Origin of the sequence: Peribacillus simplex NBRC 15720 = DSM 1321, from assembly GCF_002243645.1 — a bacterium.
Classification (GTDB): Bacteria; Bacillota; Bacilli; order Bacillales; family DSM-1321; genus Peribacillus; species Peribacillus simplex.
On record NZ_CP017704.1, the window covers coordinates 1687692 to 1709855 of the forward strand.

A 22164-nucleotide genomic window follows, 5' to 3' on the forward strand; every position below is an offset into this window, starting at 1 on the left:
CTGAAAGATTTCAAGGGATTTCAGCAAGTTCTTATTTTTTCAACAATAAATACATGAAATAAGGAGCACCGATCAATGCAACCATGATACCTGCAGGAATCCCCTCGGGTTCAACTATATTACGGCCTATCGTATCGGCAAGCAACAATAGCCATCCACCGATTAAAATGGCCACCGGAATGAATAGTTGATTTCGAGGTCCTACCAAAGATTTTGCTATATGCGGGGCCATGAGACCAATGAATGCAATTCCGCCTGTAACAGAAACGGCAGCCGCGGCCAGTGCTACAGCCGTGATTAGCAATACGATCCGCTCTTTTTCAATCGATACACCCACCCCAATTGCGACCGGTTCACTTAAACCAAGCATATTCAAACGATTTGCTTTATATAAAGTGAATGGAATAAGGATGATTAACCATGGAAGAACTGCCCAAATGAAAGGCCAATCCGTGCCCCATATATTTCCCGCCAACCATTTTGCGATGAAATCGACTTTTGCTCGTTCCGCTGATGAAATGAGGACAATCATCAGACCTGAAAGCGCCATTGAAAAACCAACACCGATCAACACTAACCGAACGGGTGCAAGGCCCCCCTCTCTCTTGAATGAGAGGATATATATTAAACAGGCCGTCAATAACGCACCGATAAAACCGACAAGTGGAATCATATAAACAAACGAACCAGCGTCAATCGGGAAAAACAGAAAGAAAGCGGCAATGGCAACACCAGCTCCTGAGTTGATTCCGATGATTCCGGGATCGGCTAAATCATTGCGTGTGATTCCTTGTAGAATGGCTCCCGACAGTGCAAGGGCCATGCCTGCTAAAAGGGTAATGATGATTCGTGGTAATCGGACGGAAAATAATATGAATTCCTCTTTAAACGTCCCTTGCCCGAAAAGCGTGGGAATCAGTCGCCCTATTGAAAGATTCGAATATCCTAAACATGTCCCGATAATGATGGTAATGATGATGAGTGCGGTTAAGGCACCGATTAGCCATCGCTGTTTTTTGACTAAAGCTGACTGGATCATGAAAATGCTTTCCCTCCTTTACGGACGATTAGGAGGAAGAAAGGTAAACCAATCATCGCAACAACCGCTACCACAGGTGTTTCATATGGAGAATTGATTGTACGGCCGATCGTATCGGCCAAAAGCATGAAAGTAGCTCCTAAAATTGCGGACATGGGCAGGATGAATCGATAATCCGTACCTACGACAGCCCGAACAATATGGGGGACCATTAACCCGATGAATACCATATTGCCAACAAGCGCAACGGCAGCTCCTGCCAGAAGAATGATGACTACGAAGAGAACAGCCTTTATTTGTGTTGTCTTTTGACCTAATCCTACCGCCACTTCTTCACTTAAGCTAAGTATGGTGAGCTGTCTGGAAAAGATAAGGGAGATCAGGATGCCTATTATAATGAACGGGACGATTACACGAAGCTGACCCCATGATGTTCCGATATTCCCGCCTGCAGTCCACATCGATACATCTTTTGATACTTTGAAATAAATGCCGACACCTTGCGAAACGGCAAATAGGAATGCAGAGACTGCAGCACCAGCCAATACGATCCGTAAAGGAGAAAAACCACCCTTCTTCATCGCAGCAATGCCAAAAACCATGGTTGCCCCCACAGCGGCACCTATAAAACACGCAGTCATAATCCCTAAGTTATTAGCTGCTGGAATAAATGCCAAAGTAATGGCCAGACCCGCATTGGCTCCTGCCGTCAACCCAAGCAGCCCCGGATCAGCAAGTGGATTCCTAGTCATTCCCTGCATGATGGCACCAGAAACGGAAAGTGCTGCACCAACAAAGATTGCCCCAACTTCACGAGGGAATCGGATTTCCCGAATGATTGAAATCTTTTCACCGGTAGCATCTGATGTCAGGGCTTGCCAGACATCTTTTACGGTAACATCAGCCGCACCAAATGCCATAGAAATAATGAACATGGCTATGAATAGTGCAATCCCTATGATCAGTTTATATATAAATGGGATGAAACGTTGATTTTCATTAGTCATCTGTCTCTCTCATCTCTTTTTTATAGAATAAAAGGAGAGGAATTGGAATCCCTCTCCCTCGCTGTATTATTTTCCAAGAAAACTTTTGGAAAAGAAGTCTAATTGGTAATCTAATGTTATTGGATCATTGAAGTAGAATTTTTTTGCATCAGCTTCATATAGTTTATTGTTTTTAACGGCAGGTATGTTTTTAAACGTATCTGTTTGTTGGAATGAATTGTCCTGATCTTTGTTATTGCTCAAAATCACATAATCACCGGCATAGTCTTTCAGGACTTCTAATGATAAGGCAAAGTAACCATCTTTCAATGCCACTTCTTTTACCTTTTCAGGCATGCCCAATTTCATTTCTTGATAAAGGATTTCCGTTCCACGGCCCCAATTATCGCCGTATACATAGAACTGTTTGTCAAACTTTTCGAAAACGGAGACGGTAGCATCTTCTCCAATTTTAGCCTTAATTTCATCACCAGTTGTTTTTGCCCGTTTTTTGAAATCATCCACCCATGCTTGAGCTTCTTTTTCTTTATTCAAAAGTTTACCGATTTCTACATGTTGTGTTAAATAGTCCACTTTTCCATATGTATACGTTACAGTTGGAGCAATTTCCTTTAATTTATCGACATTTTTAATCGTTGATAAACCAATGATTAAATCCGGATTCAACTCGATGATCTTTTCCAGGTTTTCGTCCGTCACTTCTTCAACATCTTTTAACTCTTTAAAATTCGGGTTCATTTTAGACCAGGAATCAACCCCTACAAGGTTAACATCCAAAGCCATTACGTTACCTGCGAAAGAAGATAGTACTAAAACACGCTGAGGATCTGCCGGAACTTCAACAGGACCATTTTCAGATTGATATGTGATGGTACCTGATTTTTCCTTTTTGGAAGCGGAGCTTTTTTCTTTTTCGGTAGACTCGTTACCACAAGCACTAATAATTAACACTAACAGCAGTATAAACGGGATCAATATCTTTTTCATTTGTTTTCAAATCTCCTTTTAATAAATTGTATGTGCTGCACATTGGTTTGTTTGTTCGTTGATCTCGTCCGATTACCGCATCAATATGGAATACTTCCTTAAGCACTTCATGAGTGATGACTTCTTCACAATCTCCAGCTTTGACTATTTCACCGTCCTTTAAGGCAATGATATAGTCGGCAAAGCGAGCAGCTTGATTCAAATCATGAAGAACCATGACAATTGTACGTCCCTGTTCTACATTCAGCCTCTGTAATAATTCCAGAACCTCCAGTTGATGCGCCATATCCAAATAGGTGGTAGGCTCATCAAGGAAGATGATTTCCGTTTCCTGGGCAAGGGCCATGGCAATCCAAACACGCTGGCGCTGACCTCCTGATAGAGCATCCACCGGACGGAACTTGAAGTCTTTCGTGCCGGTCACTTCAAGTGCCCAATCAATCACATCATAGTCTTTTTGGGTCAGGCGCCCAAAACCTTTTTGATAGGGAAAGCGCCCATATGATACGAGCTCCCCAACCGTCAATCCGCTTGCACTCTCAGGTGTCTGCGGAAGTATGGCCATTTTTCTTGCAAGGATCTTAGTGCTTTCTTTTGAGATATTCACCCCATCTAAAACAACCGTACCTGATTGATTTGGAATGATTCTGGTGATCGCTTTCAAAAGTGTCGATTTCCCACATCCATTTGAACCGATGATCGTTGTGATTTTTTTATCTGGAATTTTCACACTGAGATCTTTTACAATTAAACGTTCACCATAACCAATATTCAAATTCTCTGTATATAGGCGAACCATTTTTTAACCTCCATTTACTGAAAAATAGGTAAGTAAAAACTCAAATGAAAATGATTATCATTATCCACTACTTAATTACTATAATTCTATCTAAATATATTGTCAATGGTAATTTCATGGGTATATAAGAAGAAATTCTGCTAGGATTTTTTGAGCCGAGCCGTATTTACCAACTAACAAATGAAAACAGTAAAGACCCCGGAAACATTTCCGGGATCTTTACTGTTTGGCTCATAATGCAGGATTTTGAAAAATGTCCCTCATGGGAACGGGCAAGAATATTCCTAAAGGACATTTTCATCAATCAATGTTTCTTAAATCCTTGTTTCTCCACGTAATCTTTCATGTACAACCTACTTTTCTTTCCAAGCATGCCAGCCATTTGCTCGGTCCAGGTGTCTTTTCGTTTACCTTTAGTACGACGCTCGTAATAACTGGAAATCGTTTCATTATACTCTTCAAGTTGTCCGATGAACTCCTGCTTATCCTCCTGATATCCATTTTCATGATAGATATTGGACAGCGGCAAACGCGGCTTTTTATCCGAACGGTTTTTCGGATATCCGACCACTAGAGCGAATAATGGTATAACGCGATGCGGTATATTCAAAATCCTTGAAACTTCCGAGAGATTATTGCGGATCCCGCCTATATAGCAAATGCCAAGATCCATCGATTCTGCTGCCAATGCTGCATTTTGAGCCGCAAGAGCAGCGTCAATACAGGCAACCATGAATTTCTCGGTACTTTCAATCGATTCAGACAGGTCCGTGTTTTCCATTTCGGAAACCATATCCTGACGATATAAATCGGCGCAAAAGACGAATAGATGTCCATTCTTCTCTACATAAGATTGTGGTCCGGCAAGTTCAGCAAGCTTGGCTTTCTTTTCCGGATCGGTTACCCCTATGATTGAATACGCTTGAATATAACTTGAAGTCGATGCAGCTTGGGCACATTCCACAATCGTATTGATTTGCTCCTCAGACAATGGCTTGTCCTCAAAAGAACGAATGGAACGGTGATCTAAAATCTTCTCAATAATATTATTCAATGCTCCCACCCCTAATGAATATGTAAAGTAAAGTATCCATCATCGGGGCTGAAATACCCCCGATGACAATATGGCATTGATGAAACTCAACCTTTTGTTTTCAAATCCAATTCACGGTAATTTTGCTGTCTCAGTGCTTCATAAACCAAGATGGCAGCCGTGTTCGACAGATTTAGGGAACGTACTTTATCCGTCATTGGAATCCGCAGGCACCGATCCATATTTTCTTGGATCAGCTCTTTCGGGAGACCTGTCGTTTCACGGCCAAAAATGAAGAATATCTCACTGTCTTGATCACTGTAATCGAAGCTGGAATGCGGCTGCTCTCCGAATTTCGTTAAGTAATAAAATTCACCGCCGGCATTTCTTTCATAAAACTCTTCTAACGAATCATAATAATGGATCTTTACATTTTCCCAGTAATCGAGCCCGGCACGTTTGAGCTGTTTGTCATCCGTTGAGAAACCGAGTGGGCGAATGAGATGTAAAGACGTATCCGTCCCTGCACACGTTCTTGCGATATTACCTGTATTTGCTGGAATCTGTGGTTGATATAAAACTACATGTATTGACACTTCTTTTTCACCTCTAGTTTGAACTTCACCTTAATTATAGCATTAAACAAAAAAGACTAAAAACCAATCACCTTCCATCCAAGATCACAAAGAATTTATAAACGATGTTCGGTGTATACCTGGTTGAATCCTCATATGTCCAATACCGGTGACGGCTGTTCATCGTATGTGCATTCACAAGCGGCACCCCGTCCTGATCCTTCGCCGTTACGATCAAGTTATGATCAAACCGTCCGTCCCCTTCGAAATCTATGCAGAGGATATCACCCAAATTCAGTTCCTTGGCCGACCCCACCTGCTTTGTCCTGATGGCATTCCCGGCTCTGAGCAGATGATATAAAGAATGGGCCGTCGTCCATGTGTAACTCCAGCTTTTCCCTCTTATCCACCATCCCTTACTTTTGTTTGGCGCCCCCCACATCGGTATTCCTCCCGCATGTAAACATTGTGAAATGTAATTCGTACAATCATCAGTGAATTTATGATAAGCCGGATTGAATTCGTTCCACCAACGCTCGGCATATTGGACGGCCTTCATTCGATCATACTTATATGCGAGACGCTCTGCGCCTGGATCACATTTTGGCGGTGCCTCTTCGGTTTCAAAACTGGGAATCAGCTCACGTTCATCCACTATATATCCATTTCGAAACCGTGCCTCCCTTTCTTCCATTTCTTCTTCTATATAAAAGGAATCCTCCTGTTTCAATAAATATTGCAGGTGCACATGATATGTCAGGACTGTATCACTGTCTTCCTTCCTCTTCGAATGAACCTTGCCTGCCGCATTCACCCGGACAATTTCCGCAGCGCGGTTCCTCATCAATTCCTTTTTCAAATGTAACTTCCTTTCACTCCGCTCCAGATCATCGGAAGTATAAAACTCCACTCTTTCTTGTAAAAGGCGTTGCAATTGTTCCCTCAAGTTCATGCCCTCCTTCTTACCATCTATGCTAATGTGTATGTATGAGGGCATGACAAAAACACAACTTCATAAAATGTGGGGGTTTCAATCGACTTTAAGTCTTAAGAAATTACTATAAAGATTTTCTTGAAGGCACCGGAATATCTAAATCAAAAAAAAACCGCCCCATTAATATTTAACGGAGCGGCTACATCTTATATATCATTTTGTTTCCAAGGTAAACTGCAGTCCTTTCTCAATTTCCGCCAGTACCTCTTCATCCGTTTCCTTCATTCGTGCTTCTTCCAGAATGGAAACGGCCTGCTTCCGGCCGATTTTCCCAACTGCCCAGGCCGCCGTTCCCCTTATGACAGGCCGCGGATCATCCTTCATCACCTGTATCAATTGGGGCAATGCCGTTTCATCTTTGAAGTGGGCCAATGCTAAAATGGCATTTCGTTGGATTGGTTTTTTTCCGCGCCAAGAGCCAGATACATGGCCGTATGTCTCTTTAAAGTCTCGATTTGAAATCGTAAGCAGTGGCTTCAACAGCGGTTTCGCAAGCTCAGGGTCGGGTTCCATCTCTTCATGAAAATGAAAATCCATTCCTTTGTTTTTCGGACAAACAGTCTGGCATGTATCACACCCATACAAACGATTGCCTATTTTTGTCCTGAACTCATCAGGAAGGAAACCTTTTGTCTGCGTTAAGAACGCAATGCAACGCTTGGAATTTAGCTGCCCGCCCTGAACGAGCGCACCAGTCGGGCAAACATCGACACATTTATTGCATGTCCCGCATTGATCTTCCATCGGTTGATCCGGTTCAAATGGCAGGTTGGTAATCATGTCGCCCAAGTATACATAAGACCCGAATTCCGGAGTGATGATCATACTATTTTTTGCACTCCAGCCAATTCCTGCACGCTCAGCCACTGCCCTATCTGATAATTCACCCGTATCAACCATGGACTTCGTCACTGCCCCGGGCACTTTATCTTTAATGAAATCCTCAAGTAACTGCAATTTATTACGAAGAACGGTATGATAATCCGTTCCCCAAGAAGCCCGGCAAAAGATCCCACGGCGCTCACTTTTTGTACTTTGCGGAGCATCCTTCAATTTCGAAGGATAAGCAAGTGCAATCGAAATGATGGATTGCGGTTTATCGAATATCAATTCAGGCATGACCCTTTTTTCTATATCGGCTTCTTCAAACCCTGACTGATAATCAAGTTCCTGTTGACGTATCAGCCGACCTTTCAATTCGGTAAAGGCCGTGGCTGACGTAAAGCCGATTTTATCAATGCCGATTTCCTTACTATATAAAATCACTTCTTGCTTGAATGTGTTCATATCCATATAAATCACCCACGTTCATTCAGTATTCCCATTGAAGCTTGAATCCATTTCAAACCATTGCTATCTATGATAAACTAATTGCAATCATTTTTGGAGGTGAAACGCTTGGAAATTACCGTATCAGCTAATCTTAGCAGTAAAATCCCTCAATTCAAAGTTGGGATCATTACATATGAAAACATCGAAGTAGGTCCCTCCCCACAAATGGTGAAAGGAAGACTTCAACTATTTCAGGAAGCTCTTTTCTTCGACCTTGAGGAAAAGGAATTGACCGACTTTTCCGGCATTAAAGTGTGGCGGGAGATCTTCAAGGCTTCTGGCACAAACCCGTCACGGTATCGCCCCTCCGTGGAAGCCCTTTACCGCCGCGTAAAAAAACAGAATTACTTGACACCCATCCATTCGGCCATCGATTTGAATAACTTCTTCTCGCTGTTATATGAAGTTCCGATCGGCATTTATGATGCCGAAAAATTATCAGGAGACATCTCGATTAAGATTGGCGAGGGGGCAGATGGTTATGACGGTTTGAACGGCCGCTTGAATTCCATGGAAAATATGATTACATCAGCCGATCATGAGGGCGCATTCGGAAGCCCTTACGTTGATTCAGAACGCACGAAAGTCACAGAAGAAACGAAAAAAGCCATCCAAATCATTTATTTACAACCCAACACTCCAATCACGGAAGCACATCAGCTAACGAAATCCTTGATGGACATGTTCCTTGAAATCCACGGTGGCGAAGGTACTTACTCTATTGTCGAAGGATAAATAAAATTGAACGGAAATAAACCCTTTCCACAATCGGAAGGGGTCTTTTCATGATTTTATTCCGTTATGCTGAATAGCTTTGATTGACGCTTTTTTTCGGTATAAAATACATGGCAGCCATTGTAGCAATTAGTATTATTATACCTTGGGATACGAATAACAATAATCTTGATGATACCAATTCACTCAAAATGGAAAGGGGCATTAAGGCTCCCTGCTGAAGAAGACTAAAATGGCGGAGTGGAAAGCAAAAAAAGCAAACACCTGTCCAAATTGATTCTACTAATGAAGGTAATCACTTTTGAACAAGTGTATGCTTTATAAAATTAGTACCATTTTTTTTAGGTATCTAAAAAAATGTCTTATTTTAAGGTTCATTCATTATACTAATGCTCCAGCTCATCAGAAACACGACCTTTGTTACGGTAGAAGTAATCAAGACCTTCGTATTATTAATATCCATTCATCGGTTCCCTATTCTTCAACCTCTCAGCCAAATTAGTATCGAAATTGGAACAGATACCTATGCAATGGTTATCTTTGCCCATATTAATCCCCCATCCCGTCCTATCAATTCAAAGAGATGGACATGGCATTTGGACAATAAAAAAATCCCACTGTAAACAGTAGAATTCTTGTAAAAATATTTAAACGCAAAGCTTCGTTCTCCAGGTAACGAAACCCTACGTTATGAGTATGTATTGGAGCGGGTGAAGGGAATCGAACCCTCATCATCAGCTTGGAAGGCTGAGGTTTTACCACTAAACTACACCCGCATATCCTTGTAGAACTTTGTCGAATTACTAACAAAATTAATTATATAGTTTAATGTGAAAAAATGCAATAGTTCTTTAAAAAAAATTAATAATTAATGTATTGTAACGTTAATATATTCATTCACTCTAGTAAAGATGTTAAAAAGTCCCCTGATTCAGAGAACTTTTTCATCATATCTGATGATTTAAGACCAAATGACTTCCATTAAACGCGGATAAACCTGCTGTGCCGTTTCAAGCAGCATGATTAACTTCCTGAAAGCCAGATCCGGTACGATATCCCCCTCAATGGAGTATGAATACCGAATGGAAATAGTCCCATTTTCTTCATAGAGCTTGGAATACCTAAAATTAGCATTATATTCATTCAACAGTGTATGTACATCCTGTTTCTTTTCAGGATTCTTCAACTCGGCGACATTAAAGCAAAATAAGTCCGCCACATTTTCATCTTGATTGAAAGCAAATACTAAAAGGACCTTCCACCCGTCCTTTAACTTTTGCTCAGCTCTAAAAAAGGTGGTGCCATCTTCATTCAACTCATTCATATAGATTTTCTCACTAGTTAAAAAATCACGAAATTTAGCAACGTTTGACATGGTTCATCACCTTTCTGTTTGTAAGTACATTTTATAATGAAATCCGGCATTTTTACAGACTTTTCTATAATCCTGCCAATTTCATCCTATTAACAGAGGCGAAGAAATCATTTATTAAATGAATGGGAGTCAAATATGAACTCCCTTATTAGAATCAATAGATAGATTAGCCAGTTGCTCCTCCGCAAAACCGAAGCGCTTCTTGAAGGTCCAAAATTTCCTGGCGGATTTTTGAATACCCTTCAATTTCGGGCACTTCTTTATTAGTATGTGATCTACCTTTATTTGCCGCTATCGCCATGGTTTCGAAAACATACAGCAGCTGAGCGAGCTTTCTCTCTGATAGTACTGGCCGTTCAGGCAAGCTGGCATTTAGATAATAGCCCATCTGTTCTATCGAAAATATAACGGGCCAAAGAGATTCCAGTCTAGCCTTGTTTTTGAATATCTCACCAAGGGATGCATTGTAGACCGTTAATAGATTCACCATATTTGTTTGCATTTTGTTCCTTTCGCTGCTTTCATCAATTGCAAGGTCATTATCTTTTTCAGAGAACGCCATCAATAATAACTGCCCCTGGCTTCGAATCGTTTTGGCTATCAAATGATTGAGAAGACTGGATGCCGAACGACTTCCGAGCAACAGCGACCCAATAAGACCTATCAGGCTTCCAACGACGATATCGGTTATCCTTACAGTCGCAAAAAAACTGAAATCATAGCTTTGAGATGAATATTCCGCCATGATCAATGCTGAAGGGGTAAAAAACATCGCCGCCAATCCATAATTCCGAACGATGAAAAGCTCTGTAATGAATGTTAAACATAAAATGATCAGAACGATGATGAACTCGTTATGAACGGATGCAAGAATTAAACTTGCAATCAGGAGTCCGATGACCGTCCCGAAAGTCCTTTGGACCGCCCATGGAATGTGGCGATGATGGTCGAACCCGACATAACGGCCGCACAGGATAAGGGAATCCAGTACGAACGGTTAAAATTGGCGGAATAGGCGATGATGGCAGCAATGGTAAGGATTGTTCCATATCGAACGGAAGAGAGGAAGACAATTGAATTCTTATCGAACGCCCCAAGAAAAATGGTTTTTAAAGAAGGCTTTGAGATGGTTGCTGCTTGATCGATTTTCTGGACAGGTTCATTCATGATGGCATCTGCATTATAAATCTTCATGAATAACTCTTCCACCTCTTCAGTCATTTGGTCAGGTTGAAGGATCTTTTTTTTATTCTTTGTTTTAGATGCAATGGAACCGGCCAGGGCACGAACGGATTGACCTAATTCTGGCGGCAGTACGATATTTTTGTTCAAGGAAATTTCCAGTGCCTCCAAGAATATGGCATTTGCATGTTCATTCAATAAGAACAACCGCTTTAACTCATCTGAACTTCGCCTGTTTGAAAACCCGGCTAACAGTGTATCTTCAGCGTGTTTCATCGCCAATACCGTTCCCTGTCTTGCTTTATTGAATTTCTCGGTTCCCATGGAATCAAAAAATGCCCCCAATTCTCTGTACACCTTTTCCATCGCAAGCGATTCTGGTCCATGAGGGTTGAAAAACCAGCCTAACATACAGATTATCCAAGATAGTGCCCCACCCATTAAAACGAGGCCTCCACGCAACGGGGCCAGACTTTGATCTACGGGCATACCTGTCGCAAGTGCAAAACTTAAGACGAAGAAAACCGCCGAAGGACCGGCAATCTTTAATGCACCAAATAGAAAAAAAACACTTGCCCCGATGATTCCCATCATTATGGCTGTTCCCAATTGGTATGGAGCCAAAAGCGTCCCTAAAACAACAGATAAAGCAAGACCCACCATCACAAAGAAAATCTTTTTAGCTCTTTGGTGATACGGTTGGTTAAAAACGTATAAATAAGTGAAACCTCCTATCCCTGCCAGTAAACCGTAAGCTAAATTTCCGAATAATAAACCAATGAATACAGGTAAGGCAGCAGCTATGCCTGCACTTAGTGCTTTTATCCAAGGAAATGGATTCTTTTTTATTTCAAAAGCCTGTTTAAATGTCGTATGTATCGTATCCAATTTCAGAGATTCGGAAGAGGACCTGTGCTTATTTTCACCCATTTTCAATTTATCCTTTCGTTAATGATTCTATTAACCCTGCAGTGAAAGCTATGTCTGATAAGGTGACTTCTAATAATTAATATCCTTCATATGGATAAAAAGATACCAATAAAGGTAATGAAGGATTATCAGTTGGTAGACAAAAGGGGCTCTATCTAAATTTTACAACAAAGTAGAATGGAGCGGTTGTGCGAGACTCCTACGGGGAAAGCGAGAGCCTGGGGGCAACGTTCAAATTGTCCAAATCCTTAAAAAACTGTAGAGAAACTCGATTTTAGTCAAGTTGGTCTACAGTCTGGAATAATATCTTATTATGAAAAGGAAAACGGCCTTTCCCCGATTGAATATCGAAAAAAGACCGCTATTATTATTATAAGCTGCTTAAAATCACAACAAAGGACCTTCTTCAGCTTTATTTCCATAAACTTATAGTTGAGCGAATTCAGGTTCCGCAACTTTTACAAGTTGTTTACCGAGGTTCGTTCCTTTAAACAAACCTAAAAATGCATCAGGTGTGTTTTCGAACCCTTCAATAATCGTTTCTTCATACTTCAGCTTTCCTTCTTGAAGCCACTTACCTAAATCCGTAGCACCCTCTTGGAATCTAGCGGCATAATTTCCAACTGTGAAACCTTTCATAAGTGCACTCGTTTTGATCATAGCCGATTGCAGACGCGGTCCTAAGTCTTTCCCTTCTGCATTATACGAGGAAATCGCTCCGCATAATGGAATTCGGGCATTCGCATTCAAAAGTGTGAAAACAGCATCGGACACCTCGCCGCCCACATTATCGAAATAAACATCCACTCCATCGGGAACAGCATTAGCTAAATCTGTCGCAAAACTATCACTTTTATAATTTACGGCTCCATCAAATCCGAGCTCTTTCGTTAAGTACTCAAGTTTTTCATCTGAACCAGCGATACCAACAACCTTCGCACCTTTAATCTTAGCAATTTGTCCGACTACTGAACCAACTGCTCCAGCCGCTCCTGAAACCACTACAGTTTCACCCTCTTGAGGTTTACCAATATCAAGCAAACCAAAGTAAGCAGTTAAACCAGTCATTCCAAGAATACCCAAATGAGTTGTGACCGGAGCCACCTTGGGATCTATCACGCGGATTTCCTTTTCGGTGACAACTGTGTATTCTGCCCAGTCGATATTCCCAACAACGACATCCCCTTGTTTGAAGGAACTCGATTTGGACTCAACAACTTCAGCAACAACGCCACCCGTGATGACCTTATTCAATTCAAATGGAGCAATATATGATTTGGTATCTTGCATTCTGCCACGCATGTATGGATCGACAGATAAATATAGTGTACGTACTAAAATTTCATGATCTTTTGGTGTGGGAACTTCACTCTCAACAAAGTTAAAATCGCCTTTCGAAGGCATACCTTTTGGACGGTTTGCCAGGGTGATTATTTTTTGTTTAGTTTGTGTCATCATTGTTCCTCCTTGGTTTTGAATACGTAATTTCGAAAAGAAGCGTATCACTGATGAAGTTCATAGGTCAAAGAATATGATTGGCTATTGCTTCCATAACACTTTTTATGTAGCCTTTCCTGAAAATCCTAAACTTGCTACGACCTATTATGTCCCATGTTTTTCATTCATATAAAGGTCATGAGGAAAAGGCCTTGTTACCTCTCATGTTCATTAAGAATAAATAATGTCGCTAGACTTCTAAAATATACGGTTCGCTTCCTGGAAAATTTAACGGCCTTTCCCCGTTTGGATACCAAGAAAAGGCCGCAGCTTGAAATACACTATTTTTATTGGTCTGCTTGGCAAATGTTCAAGCTCAGCAGCTACTTTTTTTCTTCTTATCTAAATTCCCGATGTAAAACGTCAGCCTGGACAGTTTGTACTGCTGAGACTATGTACGCCCTTGATAAAACTTTGCAAACATATGTGAACTTGGTTTAATGGATAGTCTACATCAATTTTGAAATAAACATCGTTGCAATTCCAAAGTAAATAAGTAAAGAGAGTATATCATTTAATGTTGTAATTAACGGACCAGAAGCAACTGCAGGATCGATGTTAAATTTATATAATATCAGAGGAATAATGGTCCCAGCTAAAGTCCCGATAATTAGGGTCATCACTAACGAACTTCCAACCACTATTCCCAGAACGGGATTTCCCTGCCAAACATAAGCTATGATGGAAATTAATATTCCACAGGTAATACCTATTATCAATCCAACTTTCAGTTCCCGTATAATAAGTCTGGTTACGACTCCTTTATCCGTATCACTAGTGATTAGGCCTCTTACAACAACTGCTAAAGATTGAGTACCTGTATTTCCAGTCATCCCCGCGATCATCGGCATAAAGAAAGCAAGTGCAACAACTTTGGACAATGTTTCTTCAAAACCGCTTATAATAGTTCCAGACACTAACCCGATAAATAAAAGTAAAATAAGCCAGGGTAGCCGACGGTATGCGGCCACGTGCGCCTTCGTGTCAAAGTCTATAGCTTTACCGGATGCCGATAATTTTTCAATATCTTCATTCGCTTCCTTAATGACAACATCAATAATATCATCGACGGTTACAATTCCTAATAACTCATTATTTTTTTCAACTACAGGAATTGCTAAAAAATCATATCGCTCAATAACACGAGCTACCTCTTCTTGGTCTTCATAAACAGATACGGAAATAACCCGGCTATACATAATATCTTGAATTTTTTCAGATTCATCATTTATTATTAAATCCCGATATGACACAACACCTACTAATTTTTTATCATTATCTATAACATAAAGATAGTTGATCGTTTCCGAAAACTCCGCAAAGATTTTCAGTTTTTCAACAGATTCACGAACCGTATAATGTTGGGGAATCCATACAAAACGGTTTGTCATTATTCGCCCGGCCGTTTCAGGGGGATAATTCATGATATTTTGAACGATTTTTGATTCTTCTTGTTTCATACCTGAAAGAAGTTCTTCGATTTTTCCAGGGGATAGGTCCTCTAACAATGAAGCTAGATCATCATTATCCATTAAATCCATTACATGGCCGGATTTCTCTATTCCTAATTTACTAAGAATTTTTAATTGATGTACTTTTTCAACTTCTTGAATCAGTTCAGCGATTTGTTCTGAATCAAGTAATAACAAGAAACGTGTATGGTGTTTTTCTGGCAGCCCCTCAAAAATCCGCGCAATGTCATATGGTTGGAGTTCTTCTACTATTGCTTGAAATTCTTTCTTTTTTCCTTCTTTTAAAACTTTTATGATTTGTAAAGTTATTTGATCTTCCGTCAGGACTTTTATCATTTCGTCACTCACTCCTTTTTAGGGGAGCCAAAAAATATTTCCCTTAAATATAATAAGAGTAAAAAAAATATTATTATTCCCCATCCAAAATCTTTGTGTTCATTCAATTTTCATTAAGCTTCGAGTATATCGTCGTGAATAGTTATCCTCTATCCTCACCACTAGGAAAAAATAAAAACACCTCCATTACAAATGAAGGTGTCAAATACGGTATATATGCGTACATACATTGTCTGGATGACAAATACAAACGGTCGTATACGACTGAATGACAAATACAAGCATAAATCCAGTTCCTCCATTCGTAGAGCTTTAGCACTGTGTGGCATAGGACAAAGCCAGCTACATTAAAAACCACCTTATGTCGATGGTTTCTGTTGACCCATTGGCGTCTTTCGACATTTTTGGGCAGTAGCGTATCTCCTACACAGGAGCCTCACCTAACGAGGATATTTAATTTACACATCCACTCTAAAAGAGTTTCTTTTAGATGTCAATGTTTGATTCAAATAATTCTTAGGTACCATGAAAACAACACCGACTTAAGCGCTCTCGATTAAGACTGACTAATTGAATATCTCTTCGATATTTTTTTAAAACACCCCTCAGTACAACCGCAATTACCACCATATTTAAAAAGAACAACGAAAAAACAAATGCAACCGCAAGGGGAAAATTGGAATTATATATTAAAAATTCCTTATAATGAAGACGGATATGAATGACTGAAACAAAAAAACACGTTACATGTTCTAATAAAAAATATCTTTTTATCTCTAATTATTTAAAGAAAGGAAATTGCTCAAATGAAAAGACCTTTTTCGATTATATGTATTATCGTAAGTGCTTTTGTATTAATGGTAGGTTGCAGAACCAAGGACACGGTACATGTGGAAGAGAAATCGAAGGAAGTGAGCTCGTTGAAAGCTATTGAAGGCAGGTGGGAGGGAGATATTAAGATTCCAAATCAACCGCTTCCAATCATTGTTCATTTTACGAAGAAAGATGGAACGATTAGTATTCCTGTACAAGGGTTGAACGAATTCCCCTTAACAAGTGTAAAGTTAAGTAAATCAGACTTGTTTTTTGATATGAAAATCCAAAATCAGCAAATAACGTTTGATGGGAAAGTAGATCAGGAAAGGATTGCAGGAACATTTGTTCAAAAAGGGCAAGCGTTCCCATTTGAATTGCTTAAGAAATCCGATCAGGCAGTTGAAGAAAAAGAATCAGGTGAAATCGTGCAGGCCGACTTAAAGAACGGAACCATTAAAGGCCTTTTAGAAACACCAAAAAATAAAGGGCCTTTTCCTGTGATGATTATAATTGCGGGTTCTGGCCCGACCGATAAAGATGGTAACACCATTGCAAATCCCGGGAAAAATGATAGTTTGAAAATGTTAGCCGAGAGTCTTGCTGAAAAAGGCATCGCAAGCATTAGGTATGATAAGCGCGGAATTGGTGAAAATATGCAATTGGCAGGAAATGAAAAGGACCTGAGATTTGAACAATATATTGATGATGCAGCTGCTTGGGTTCAATTTGCTAAAAAGGATGGCCGTTTTTCCAAAGTCGGCATCATCGGCCATAGTGAAGGCTCTTTAATTGGAATGGCGGCTGCAAAGAAAACAGAAACAGACATATTCATTTCATTAGCGGGTGCAGGCGAACCTATTGACCAATTACTCATTAAACAGCTTGAAGAGCAACTGACACCGAAGTTATTAACGGAATCCAAAGATATACTGGCAAAGCTAAAACAAGGAAAACAAGTCGAGACTGTCAGTGCTGATTTGCAAAGTGTATTCCGTCCTTCTGTTCAACCTTACATGATTTCTTGGATTCAATATAACCCGATTAAATCAGTAAAGGAACTGAATATCCCTGTTCTAATCGTAAACGGCAATAGAGACATTCAAGTGCCGGCAACTAACGCAAAAGCGTTACATAAGGAAAAAGGCGATTCTGAATTACTTATACTCGAAAAGATGAATCATGTATTGAAAGAAGCCCCTGCAGATCGAAATGGAAATTTAGCAACCTATACAAATCCTGAACTACCATTATCTCCTGGATTGGTAAATGGAATTATTGAATTTTTAAACAAATATGACATCACCAGTAATGACGATCATAAAAATGACAATTGAGAATTGTGTCTCCCCCGGGTTTGCAAAGATCACTCAAATGATCCTCGTGCCCCCAATATTAGGGTGAATAATCATTTAAGTTGTATCATCTTAGCCCTGGGTATCCCATAAAGGTTTGTATTAATAACAGAAATGAAGATCATTTAGAATTCCCAGGAGATATCGATATTATAGAATTGAATAGTTTATTAAATGAGTTAAATGCACTTTAAATAATTCTATATTGCTATGTAGAAGTTAAATATAAAAACAAAAGGCAGAATAATTCTGCCTTTTGTTTTTTATATTTTCTCCGAGATACTCTGTCCCACTTTTAAATTATAAGCTAATAATCTTTTTAGAAAAAGCAGCAACCAGAAAAGCTCCCTCATGCCGAATTATTGGTACAAGTGCTAGTAACTGTGGAGCAAATATTCGACTGGTCCTTCATAAAGTACATACCAAAATCAGTTTTTGTCATTCCCAAAATAGTACGTAAAATATATTCTATCGAGGTAATTGTCGGAAATATTGTCCACTTAAAATGGACCTTCTTCATTTTCATGACGATATTCACCAGTTTGGAATTGGTGAACTATTCTTTTTCAACAAAACCTTACTTTCAGAAAAACAATGGTAGGTAATCTAACAAAGAGGAAGATTTTGTATAAAATCATTAGTATAATTGATGAAATTACAGTAAGAAAGGAAAGATCACTATGAAGATGTTTATACATGCTTTAAAAAAGAATACCACATGTATCCTTGAAATCATTTATCTATATATACTGTTCTTTTTTTCAGAGCTACAAACTACCACTGCAAGCATATTAAAAATAAAGTAGGAATTATGTAATTCAAACCTCATGAATGAACTTATGAAAAAAGATCCTCTAGTTCGAAACATTCCCTAACGATATTTTATTTTTTCTCCATAATCAGAACTTTCAATAGTCAAAACAGCCCTTTGGCACGCTTTGTCTGTGTATGATCATCAAGGGCGAAATGACAATTCCCTTTGCTGCCTCCAAATCGATAAACTTGGAGGTCCGACAAGCGTTTTTAGATTTTAACTCAGTCCTGTGACTCAATTCTAACCAACCTGACTTGATATTCAGATGAGCCCCTTTTTTCAACAGCTAATGATTATTCTATCTATCATCCCTACTGCGCTACCGCTTACTGGCCGTGAATGAAGGTTTTGAAAAACACTTGGGTAAAAATGTTCTTTTCAATTGAAAAACATAAGTTCACCAAAAAGGGACAAACTGTATTTGAAAAAAGAAAGGAGATGTGAGACATGACAAAAAAATTTAATAAAGGTAGCCGTAATCAAAATTCACCGCAATTACACGGCCAAGCTCCTGTTAGTGGGGACAACAGTAAAGGAAATAAAAGAAATAAAGATCAAAGTTCTAAAACAGAGTAATTAATTGAAACAAACCGGCCATATTCAGGCCGGTTTGTTTCATTTGTAGATTAATCTTCTTTGGTTTCCATGGATTCTCAAGTCACCCCTTCCCTCTTTACTCCAAAAAAGGGAAACTCGCTGAATTACCATGTGCACTGGACCACCTTTGGTTTCAAAAAAAGTGCAATTCTTTGTCGGTCTACAATATCGCGTTATCCGAACTCGATGTAAATAAATCCTGCAAAACTGTCCGCATATCGCATAGTTGAGGGCATTCGTTATTTATTATTATATTGAAAGCGAAATTATTAATCATGTTGAGTTAGCTATTTGACTCTTTTTGTATTGATACCTTATGCCCTACCGTTGTTGTCTCCAAATTATCGGTACCTTGATGATTATAATTTATGTTTTTTGTCATCAGGCTTACAACCACCAAGACTACGATATTAACAAGTAGGGCGATAATTCCTACATTCAAGTCTTTAATAGCTTGCGGAAGATAAGGAAACAGTTGACCGATTTTTATGTTCCCTAGTTCCATAATAGAGACCAGCACTCCTCCTGTTATAATCCCGGCAAATGCTCCATGTTTGGTTACAAAATTCTTTCTCATCAAACTTGCGAAAAATGCAGGAGCAAGTTGTGTAATGAAATTATAAGCGATTAAAGCGAGACTAAAGAGGGTGTTTCCACCTTTAAAGGTCAAGTAAATCCCTACAAGTGAAATAAGGGGAACCAAGTATTTTACCAGTTTTGCAATTTGATTTTCCGTTGCCGATGGAGTGAATACGCTATAAACATTCTTCGCCAGCAATGTTGATATAGACATCAACAGCATGGAACTTGGCACTAGGGCGGCTAATACGCCAGTGCCACCAATTAAGCCCACAAACCATGGATCAAAATCCTGTTTAGAAAGCTGCAGCAGGATAAGGTCGGCTTCGCCTCCTTTTAATCCAGGCGTCTGTAAGATAGCTGCAAATCCAACAAAAAAGGCAAACAATAAAATCAATTGGTACATTGGCATTAGGATTGCATTTTTTCGTAGGGCTTTCTCGCTAGAGGCAGCATAAATAGGAGAAAACCCGTGCGGCCACATATAAAATCCAATAGAGCTTAATACAACGGTCGATATATACCATGAAACACTCATTCCCTGATCTGGAAGTATGGTATAGTTCGGCTTTGCCTGTTCAATAGCCTCATACATAGGTTGAATACCGCCATAATAATGAAGTGGGAAATAAACTCCTAAAAATACAACAATGCCAAGAATCAGAATATCCTTCAAAATAGCTGTCCTGGCAGAACCGTGTATACCGGAAACCATTACAAAAATGGTAACACCAAATGCTCCAACCCAAATGGCAGCTGTAGAAGATATGACCCCATAGGATGTTGCAGAAACGATATATCCTAACCCCTTCAATTGCAGGACTAAGTAGCAAGTACAAGCTATAACACCTATCACAGCAACAAGCACACCAAGATATGGACTTTGATATTTTTTCACAAAAAAATCAGATTGGGAAACTAATTGGTGTTTCTTTGCATACCTCCAGATTGCCGGAAATGTCCAATAGGAGATGACTGTAGCCAGACAGCCATATGTCACGATACTAAAGATGGAACCACCTTCCCCATAAGCCGAACCACTTGCACCTAAAAAGGTAAAGGTAGTATACATTTCACCTGCGGATAAGAGGAAAATCAATAGGGCTCCCATTCCGCGACCTCCAACTGACCATTGTTCTAAGTTCATTTCTTTCCCTTTTTTAGCCTGGATACCAATCAAAACAGAAATGACGAAAAAAAACAGGATAAAAAAAACGGCAATATTCATCTTGAATCTCCCTTCTGATTAGCAGGATCCAGTAGATAAATAATCCCCATTATACCTGTGGTTAGCACAGACCAAAGTACAATCCAAAAATGAAAAAATGGCATACCCAGAACATAGGGAGTTACTTTATTTGTAAACAAAGCTCCCACAATAAAGCCAAGAAACGGGATAATTCCGAGCCAATATATTTTTTTCAAACTCTTAACCCCCTAGTATGTTAGATTTAACATTTTAAAAGTCCCATGAACAAATAACTTCACCCCATACTGTAAAGCCTGTTCATCGACTGTAAATTTGGGATGATGGTGAGGATATATAATCCCTTTTTCTTCATTACGAGCTCCTATAACAATATAAGATCCCGGAACTACTTTTTGAAATGCAGAGAAGTCTTCACTTCCCATAACTGGCTTTGAAACTTCTCGACTTTCTTCACCAAATACTTCACAAACCGTTTCGTCCATCAATCGGGTAACTTCTTCATCATTAACGGTAGGAGCATAACCAAACTGATAATCGAATTCATAAGTAGCTCCATGTGCTTCAGTAATCCCTTTTACTATCCGTTCGATAAAATTCGGGATTTCTTCCCGCAGTTCCGGATTGAAGCTTCGAACTGATCCACCAATGCTTACTTTACTTGGAATAACATTAATCGCACTTCCCGCATGGAACTGAGTCACTGAAATCACCAGAGCTTCCTGGGCATCTCGATACCTCGAAACAATGTGCTGGAGATTGGATACAACCTGTGTTCCAATCGCTATGGGATCTACGGTAAGTTCAGGCTGTGAGGCGTGCCCCCCTTTACCCACCACGGTAATGTTAAAAGTATCAGCTCCAGCCATTATCGGACCGTAACCCAAACCAATTTTCCCTAAAGGAAGAGTCGACAAGAGATGGGTGCCAATGATCATATCCACCCCATCCAGCACACCGGCTCTCACCATTTCTTGAGCTCCACCGGGCGGTAGTTCCTCAGCATGTTGAAATAAAAAGCGCACCTCCCCTTTAATTTGATCCTTTAACTGTGTAAGAATTTTTGCTGCTCCAAGCAGCATCGCCGTATGCCCATCATGTCCGCAAGCATGCATAACTCCTGAATTCTGTGACACAAAGTCAAAATCATTCTCTTCTTCAATTGGAAGCGCATCCATATCTGCCCGCAGTGCAATAACCTTCCCAGGCTGCTGACCGATCAAACGAGCCATTATACTCGTTTTTGTCGGACGTGAAATTTCCAATTCACCAAAAGTTTGTAGCGTTTCATAAACAAATTGTGCTGTTTTTTCCTCCTGAAAAGACAGCTCCGGATACTTATGTAAATATCTTCTCCAAGCAATCACTTCATCTTTAACAGCCTCGATTAAATCATGAATCATTATAGTTTGAGACATCCACTACAACCCCTTTTTCATTCAATTTACATACCAACCTCTAATTTAGGATAGTTTAAGGAAAAAATTCCTTAAATAGAGTATAATC

At 39.7% G+C, this 22164-nt stretch carries 19 protein-coding genes, 1 tRNA gene and 1 riboswitch; of the genes, 3 read left to right on the forward strand and 17 right to left on the reverse strand.

Features of this window, described 5'->3' with window-relative positions:
* Positions 1–31: 31 nt before the first annotated feature.
* The 8 genes from BS1321_RS07990 to queG form a co-directional block, all read right to left on the reverse strand.
* Entirely contained in the window at positions 32–1039 is a 1008-nt protein-coding gene (locus BS1321_RS07990; RefSeq protein WP_063235970.1) for a FecCD family ABC transporter permease, read from the reverse strand.
* Entirely contained in the window at positions 1036–2046 is a 1011-nt protein-coding gene (locus BS1321_RS07995) for a FecCD family ABC transporter permease (protein WP_063235969.1), read from the reverse strand. Before BS1321_RS07995 ends, BS1321_RS07990 begins: the two co-directional genes overlap by 4 nt.
* A gap of 66 nt (positions 2047–2112) precedes the next feature.
* Positions 2113–3033 (reverse strand): iron-hydroxamate ABC transporter substrate-binding protein, encoded by a 921-nt coding sequence (locus BS1321_RS08000; RefSeq protein WP_063235968.1) that lies wholly within the window; start codon positions 3031–3033, stop codon positions 2113–2115.
* A complete protein-coding gene (locus BS1321_RS08005; protein WP_063235967.1) occupies positions 2984–3832 on the reverse strand; it encodes an ABC transporter ATP-binding protein in 849 nt (282 codons plus the stop codon). The genes BS1321_RS08000 and BS1321_RS08005 overlap by 50 nt, the downstream gene beginning before the upstream one ends.
* 304 nt (positions 3833–4136) lie before the next feature.
* Entirely contained in the window at positions 4137–4886 is a 750-nt protein-coding gene (gene nfsA / locus BS1321_RS08010; RefSeq protein ID WP_063235966.1) for an oxygen-insensitive NADPH nitroreductase, read from the reverse strand.
* 86 nt (positions 4887–4972) lie between these two features.
* Positions 4973–5461, reverse strand: a complete 489-nt coding sequence (trmL, locus tag BS1321_RS08015) for a tRNA (uridine(34)/cytosine(34)/5-carboxymethylaminomethyluridine(34)-2'-O)-methyltransferase TrmL (RefSeq protein ID WP_063235965.1) — start codon at positions 5459–5461, stop codon at positions 4973–4975.
* A gap of 67 nt (positions 5462–5528) precedes the next feature.
* Positions 5529–6386, reverse strand: a complete 858-nt coding sequence (locus BS1321_RS08020) for an amidase domain-containing protein (protein WP_063235964.1) — start codon at positions 6384–6386, stop codon at positions 5529–5531.
* Positions 6387–6587: 201 nt separating this feature from the next.
* Positions 6588–7727: a tRNA epoxyqueuosine(34) reductase QueG gene (queG, locus tag BS1321_RS08025; RefSeq protein WP_063235963.1), complete on the reverse strand. Its 1140-nt coding sequence runs from the start codon at positions 7725–7727 to the stop codon at positions 6588–6590.
* A 105-nt stretch (positions 7728–7832) separates the two neighbouring features.
* Here queG and BS1321_RS08030 point away from each other — a divergent pair, with 105 nt between their 5' ends.
* Positions 7833–8501 (forward strand): B3/B4 domain-containing protein, encoded by a 669-nt coding sequence (locus tag BS1321_RS08030; RefSeq protein WP_063235962.1) that lies wholly within the window; start codon positions 7833–7835, stop codon positions 8499–8501.
* A gap of 702 nt (positions 8502–9203) precedes the next feature.
* On the opposite strand, the gene BS1321_RS08035 is transcribed toward BS1321_RS08030, so the two are convergent.
* The 6 genes from BS1321_RS08035 to mgtE all read right to left on the reverse strand — a co-directional run bounded on the left by BS1321_RS08035 (position 9204) and on the right by mgtE (position 15293).
* Positions 9204–9277: transfer RNA gene (locus tag BS1321_RS08035), tRNA-Gly, on the reverse strand.
* 185 nt (positions 9278–9462) lie between these two features.
* Complete coding sequence (locus BS1321_RS08040; RefSeq protein WP_063235961.1) at positions 9463–9876, reverse strand: YbjN domain-containing protein; 414 nt, start codon at positions 9874–9876, stop codon at positions 9463–9465.
* A gap of 166 nt (positions 9877–10042) precedes the next feature.
* The gene (locus BS1321_RS28100) at positions 10043–10864 is read right to left on the reverse strand and encodes an FUSC family protein (protein ID WP_335672017.1); all 822 of its coding nucleotides are present in this window, start codon (positions 10862–10864) and stop codon (positions 10043–10045) included.
* Positions 10762–11988, reverse strand: coding sequence for a hypothetical protein (locus BS1321_RS28105; RefSeq protein ID WP_232522775.1), 1227 nt, complete (start codon positions 11986–11988; stop codon positions 10762–10764). Before BS1321_RS28105 ends, BS1321_RS28100 begins: the two co-directional genes overlap by 103 nt.
* 426 nt (positions 11989–12414) lie before the next feature.
* Positions 12415–13443: an NADP-dependent oxidoreductase gene (locus BS1321_RS08050; protein ID WP_063235960.1), complete on the reverse strand. Its 1029-nt coding sequence runs from the start codon at positions 13441–13443 to the stop codon at positions 12415–12417.
* Positions 13444–13934: 491 nt separating this feature from the next.
* A complete protein-coding gene (mgtE, locus tag BS1321_RS08055; RefSeq protein WP_174524199.1) occupies positions 13935–15293 on the reverse strand; it encodes a magnesium transporter in 1359 nt (452 codons plus the stop codon).
* A gap of 289 nt (positions 15294–15582) precedes the next feature.
* Positions 15583–15748: riboswitch (M-box (ykoK) riboswitch) on the reverse strand.
* A gap of 351 nt (positions 15749–16099) precedes the next feature.
* Between mgtE and BS1321_RS08060 the strand changes: the two genes are divergently transcribed.
* Together BS1321_RS08060 and BS1321_RS28500 are read left to right on the forward strand one after the other, a co-directional pair.
* Positions 16100–17443 carry an alpha/beta hydrolase family protein gene (locus tag BS1321_RS08060; protein ID WP_063235959.1) on the forward strand — a complete coding sequence of 448 codons (1344 nt, stop codon included), beginning with the start codon at positions 16100–16102 and terminating at the stop codon, positions 17441–17443.
* Between the two features lie 1279 nt (positions 17444–18722).
* Positions 18723–18851, forward strand: coding sequence for a hypothetical protein (locus BS1321_RS28500; protein WP_255256698.1), 129 nt, complete (start codon positions 18723–18725; stop codon positions 18849–18851).
* 304 nt (positions 18852–19155) lie between these two features.
* Here the strand turns inward: BS1321_RS28500 and BS1321_RS08065 are convergent, their stop codons facing one another.
* Genes BS1321_RS08065 through BS1321_RS08075 form a run of 3 tightly spaced genes read right to left on the reverse strand, consistent with a single transcriptional unit; the run spans position 19156 to position 22076 of the window.
* The gene (locus BS1321_RS08065) at positions 19156–20679 is read right to left on the reverse strand and encodes a sodium:solute symporter family protein (RefSeq protein ID WP_063235958.1); all 1524 of its coding nucleotides are present in this window, start codon (positions 20677–20679) and stop codon (positions 19156–19158) included.
* Positions 20676–20876, reverse strand: coding sequence for a DUF3311 domain-containing protein (locus tag BS1321_RS08070; protein ID WP_053344651.1), 201 nt, complete (start codon positions 20874–20876; stop codon positions 20676–20678). Before BS1321_RS08070 ends, BS1321_RS08065 begins: the two co-directional genes overlap by 4 nt.
* 12 nt (positions 20877–20888) lie before the next feature.
* A complete protein-coding gene (locus tag BS1321_RS08075; protein WP_063235957.1) occupies positions 20889–22076 on the reverse strand; it encodes a M20 family metallopeptidase in 1188 nt (395 codons plus the stop codon).
* Between the last annotated feature and the right edge of the window lie 88 nt (positions 22077–22164).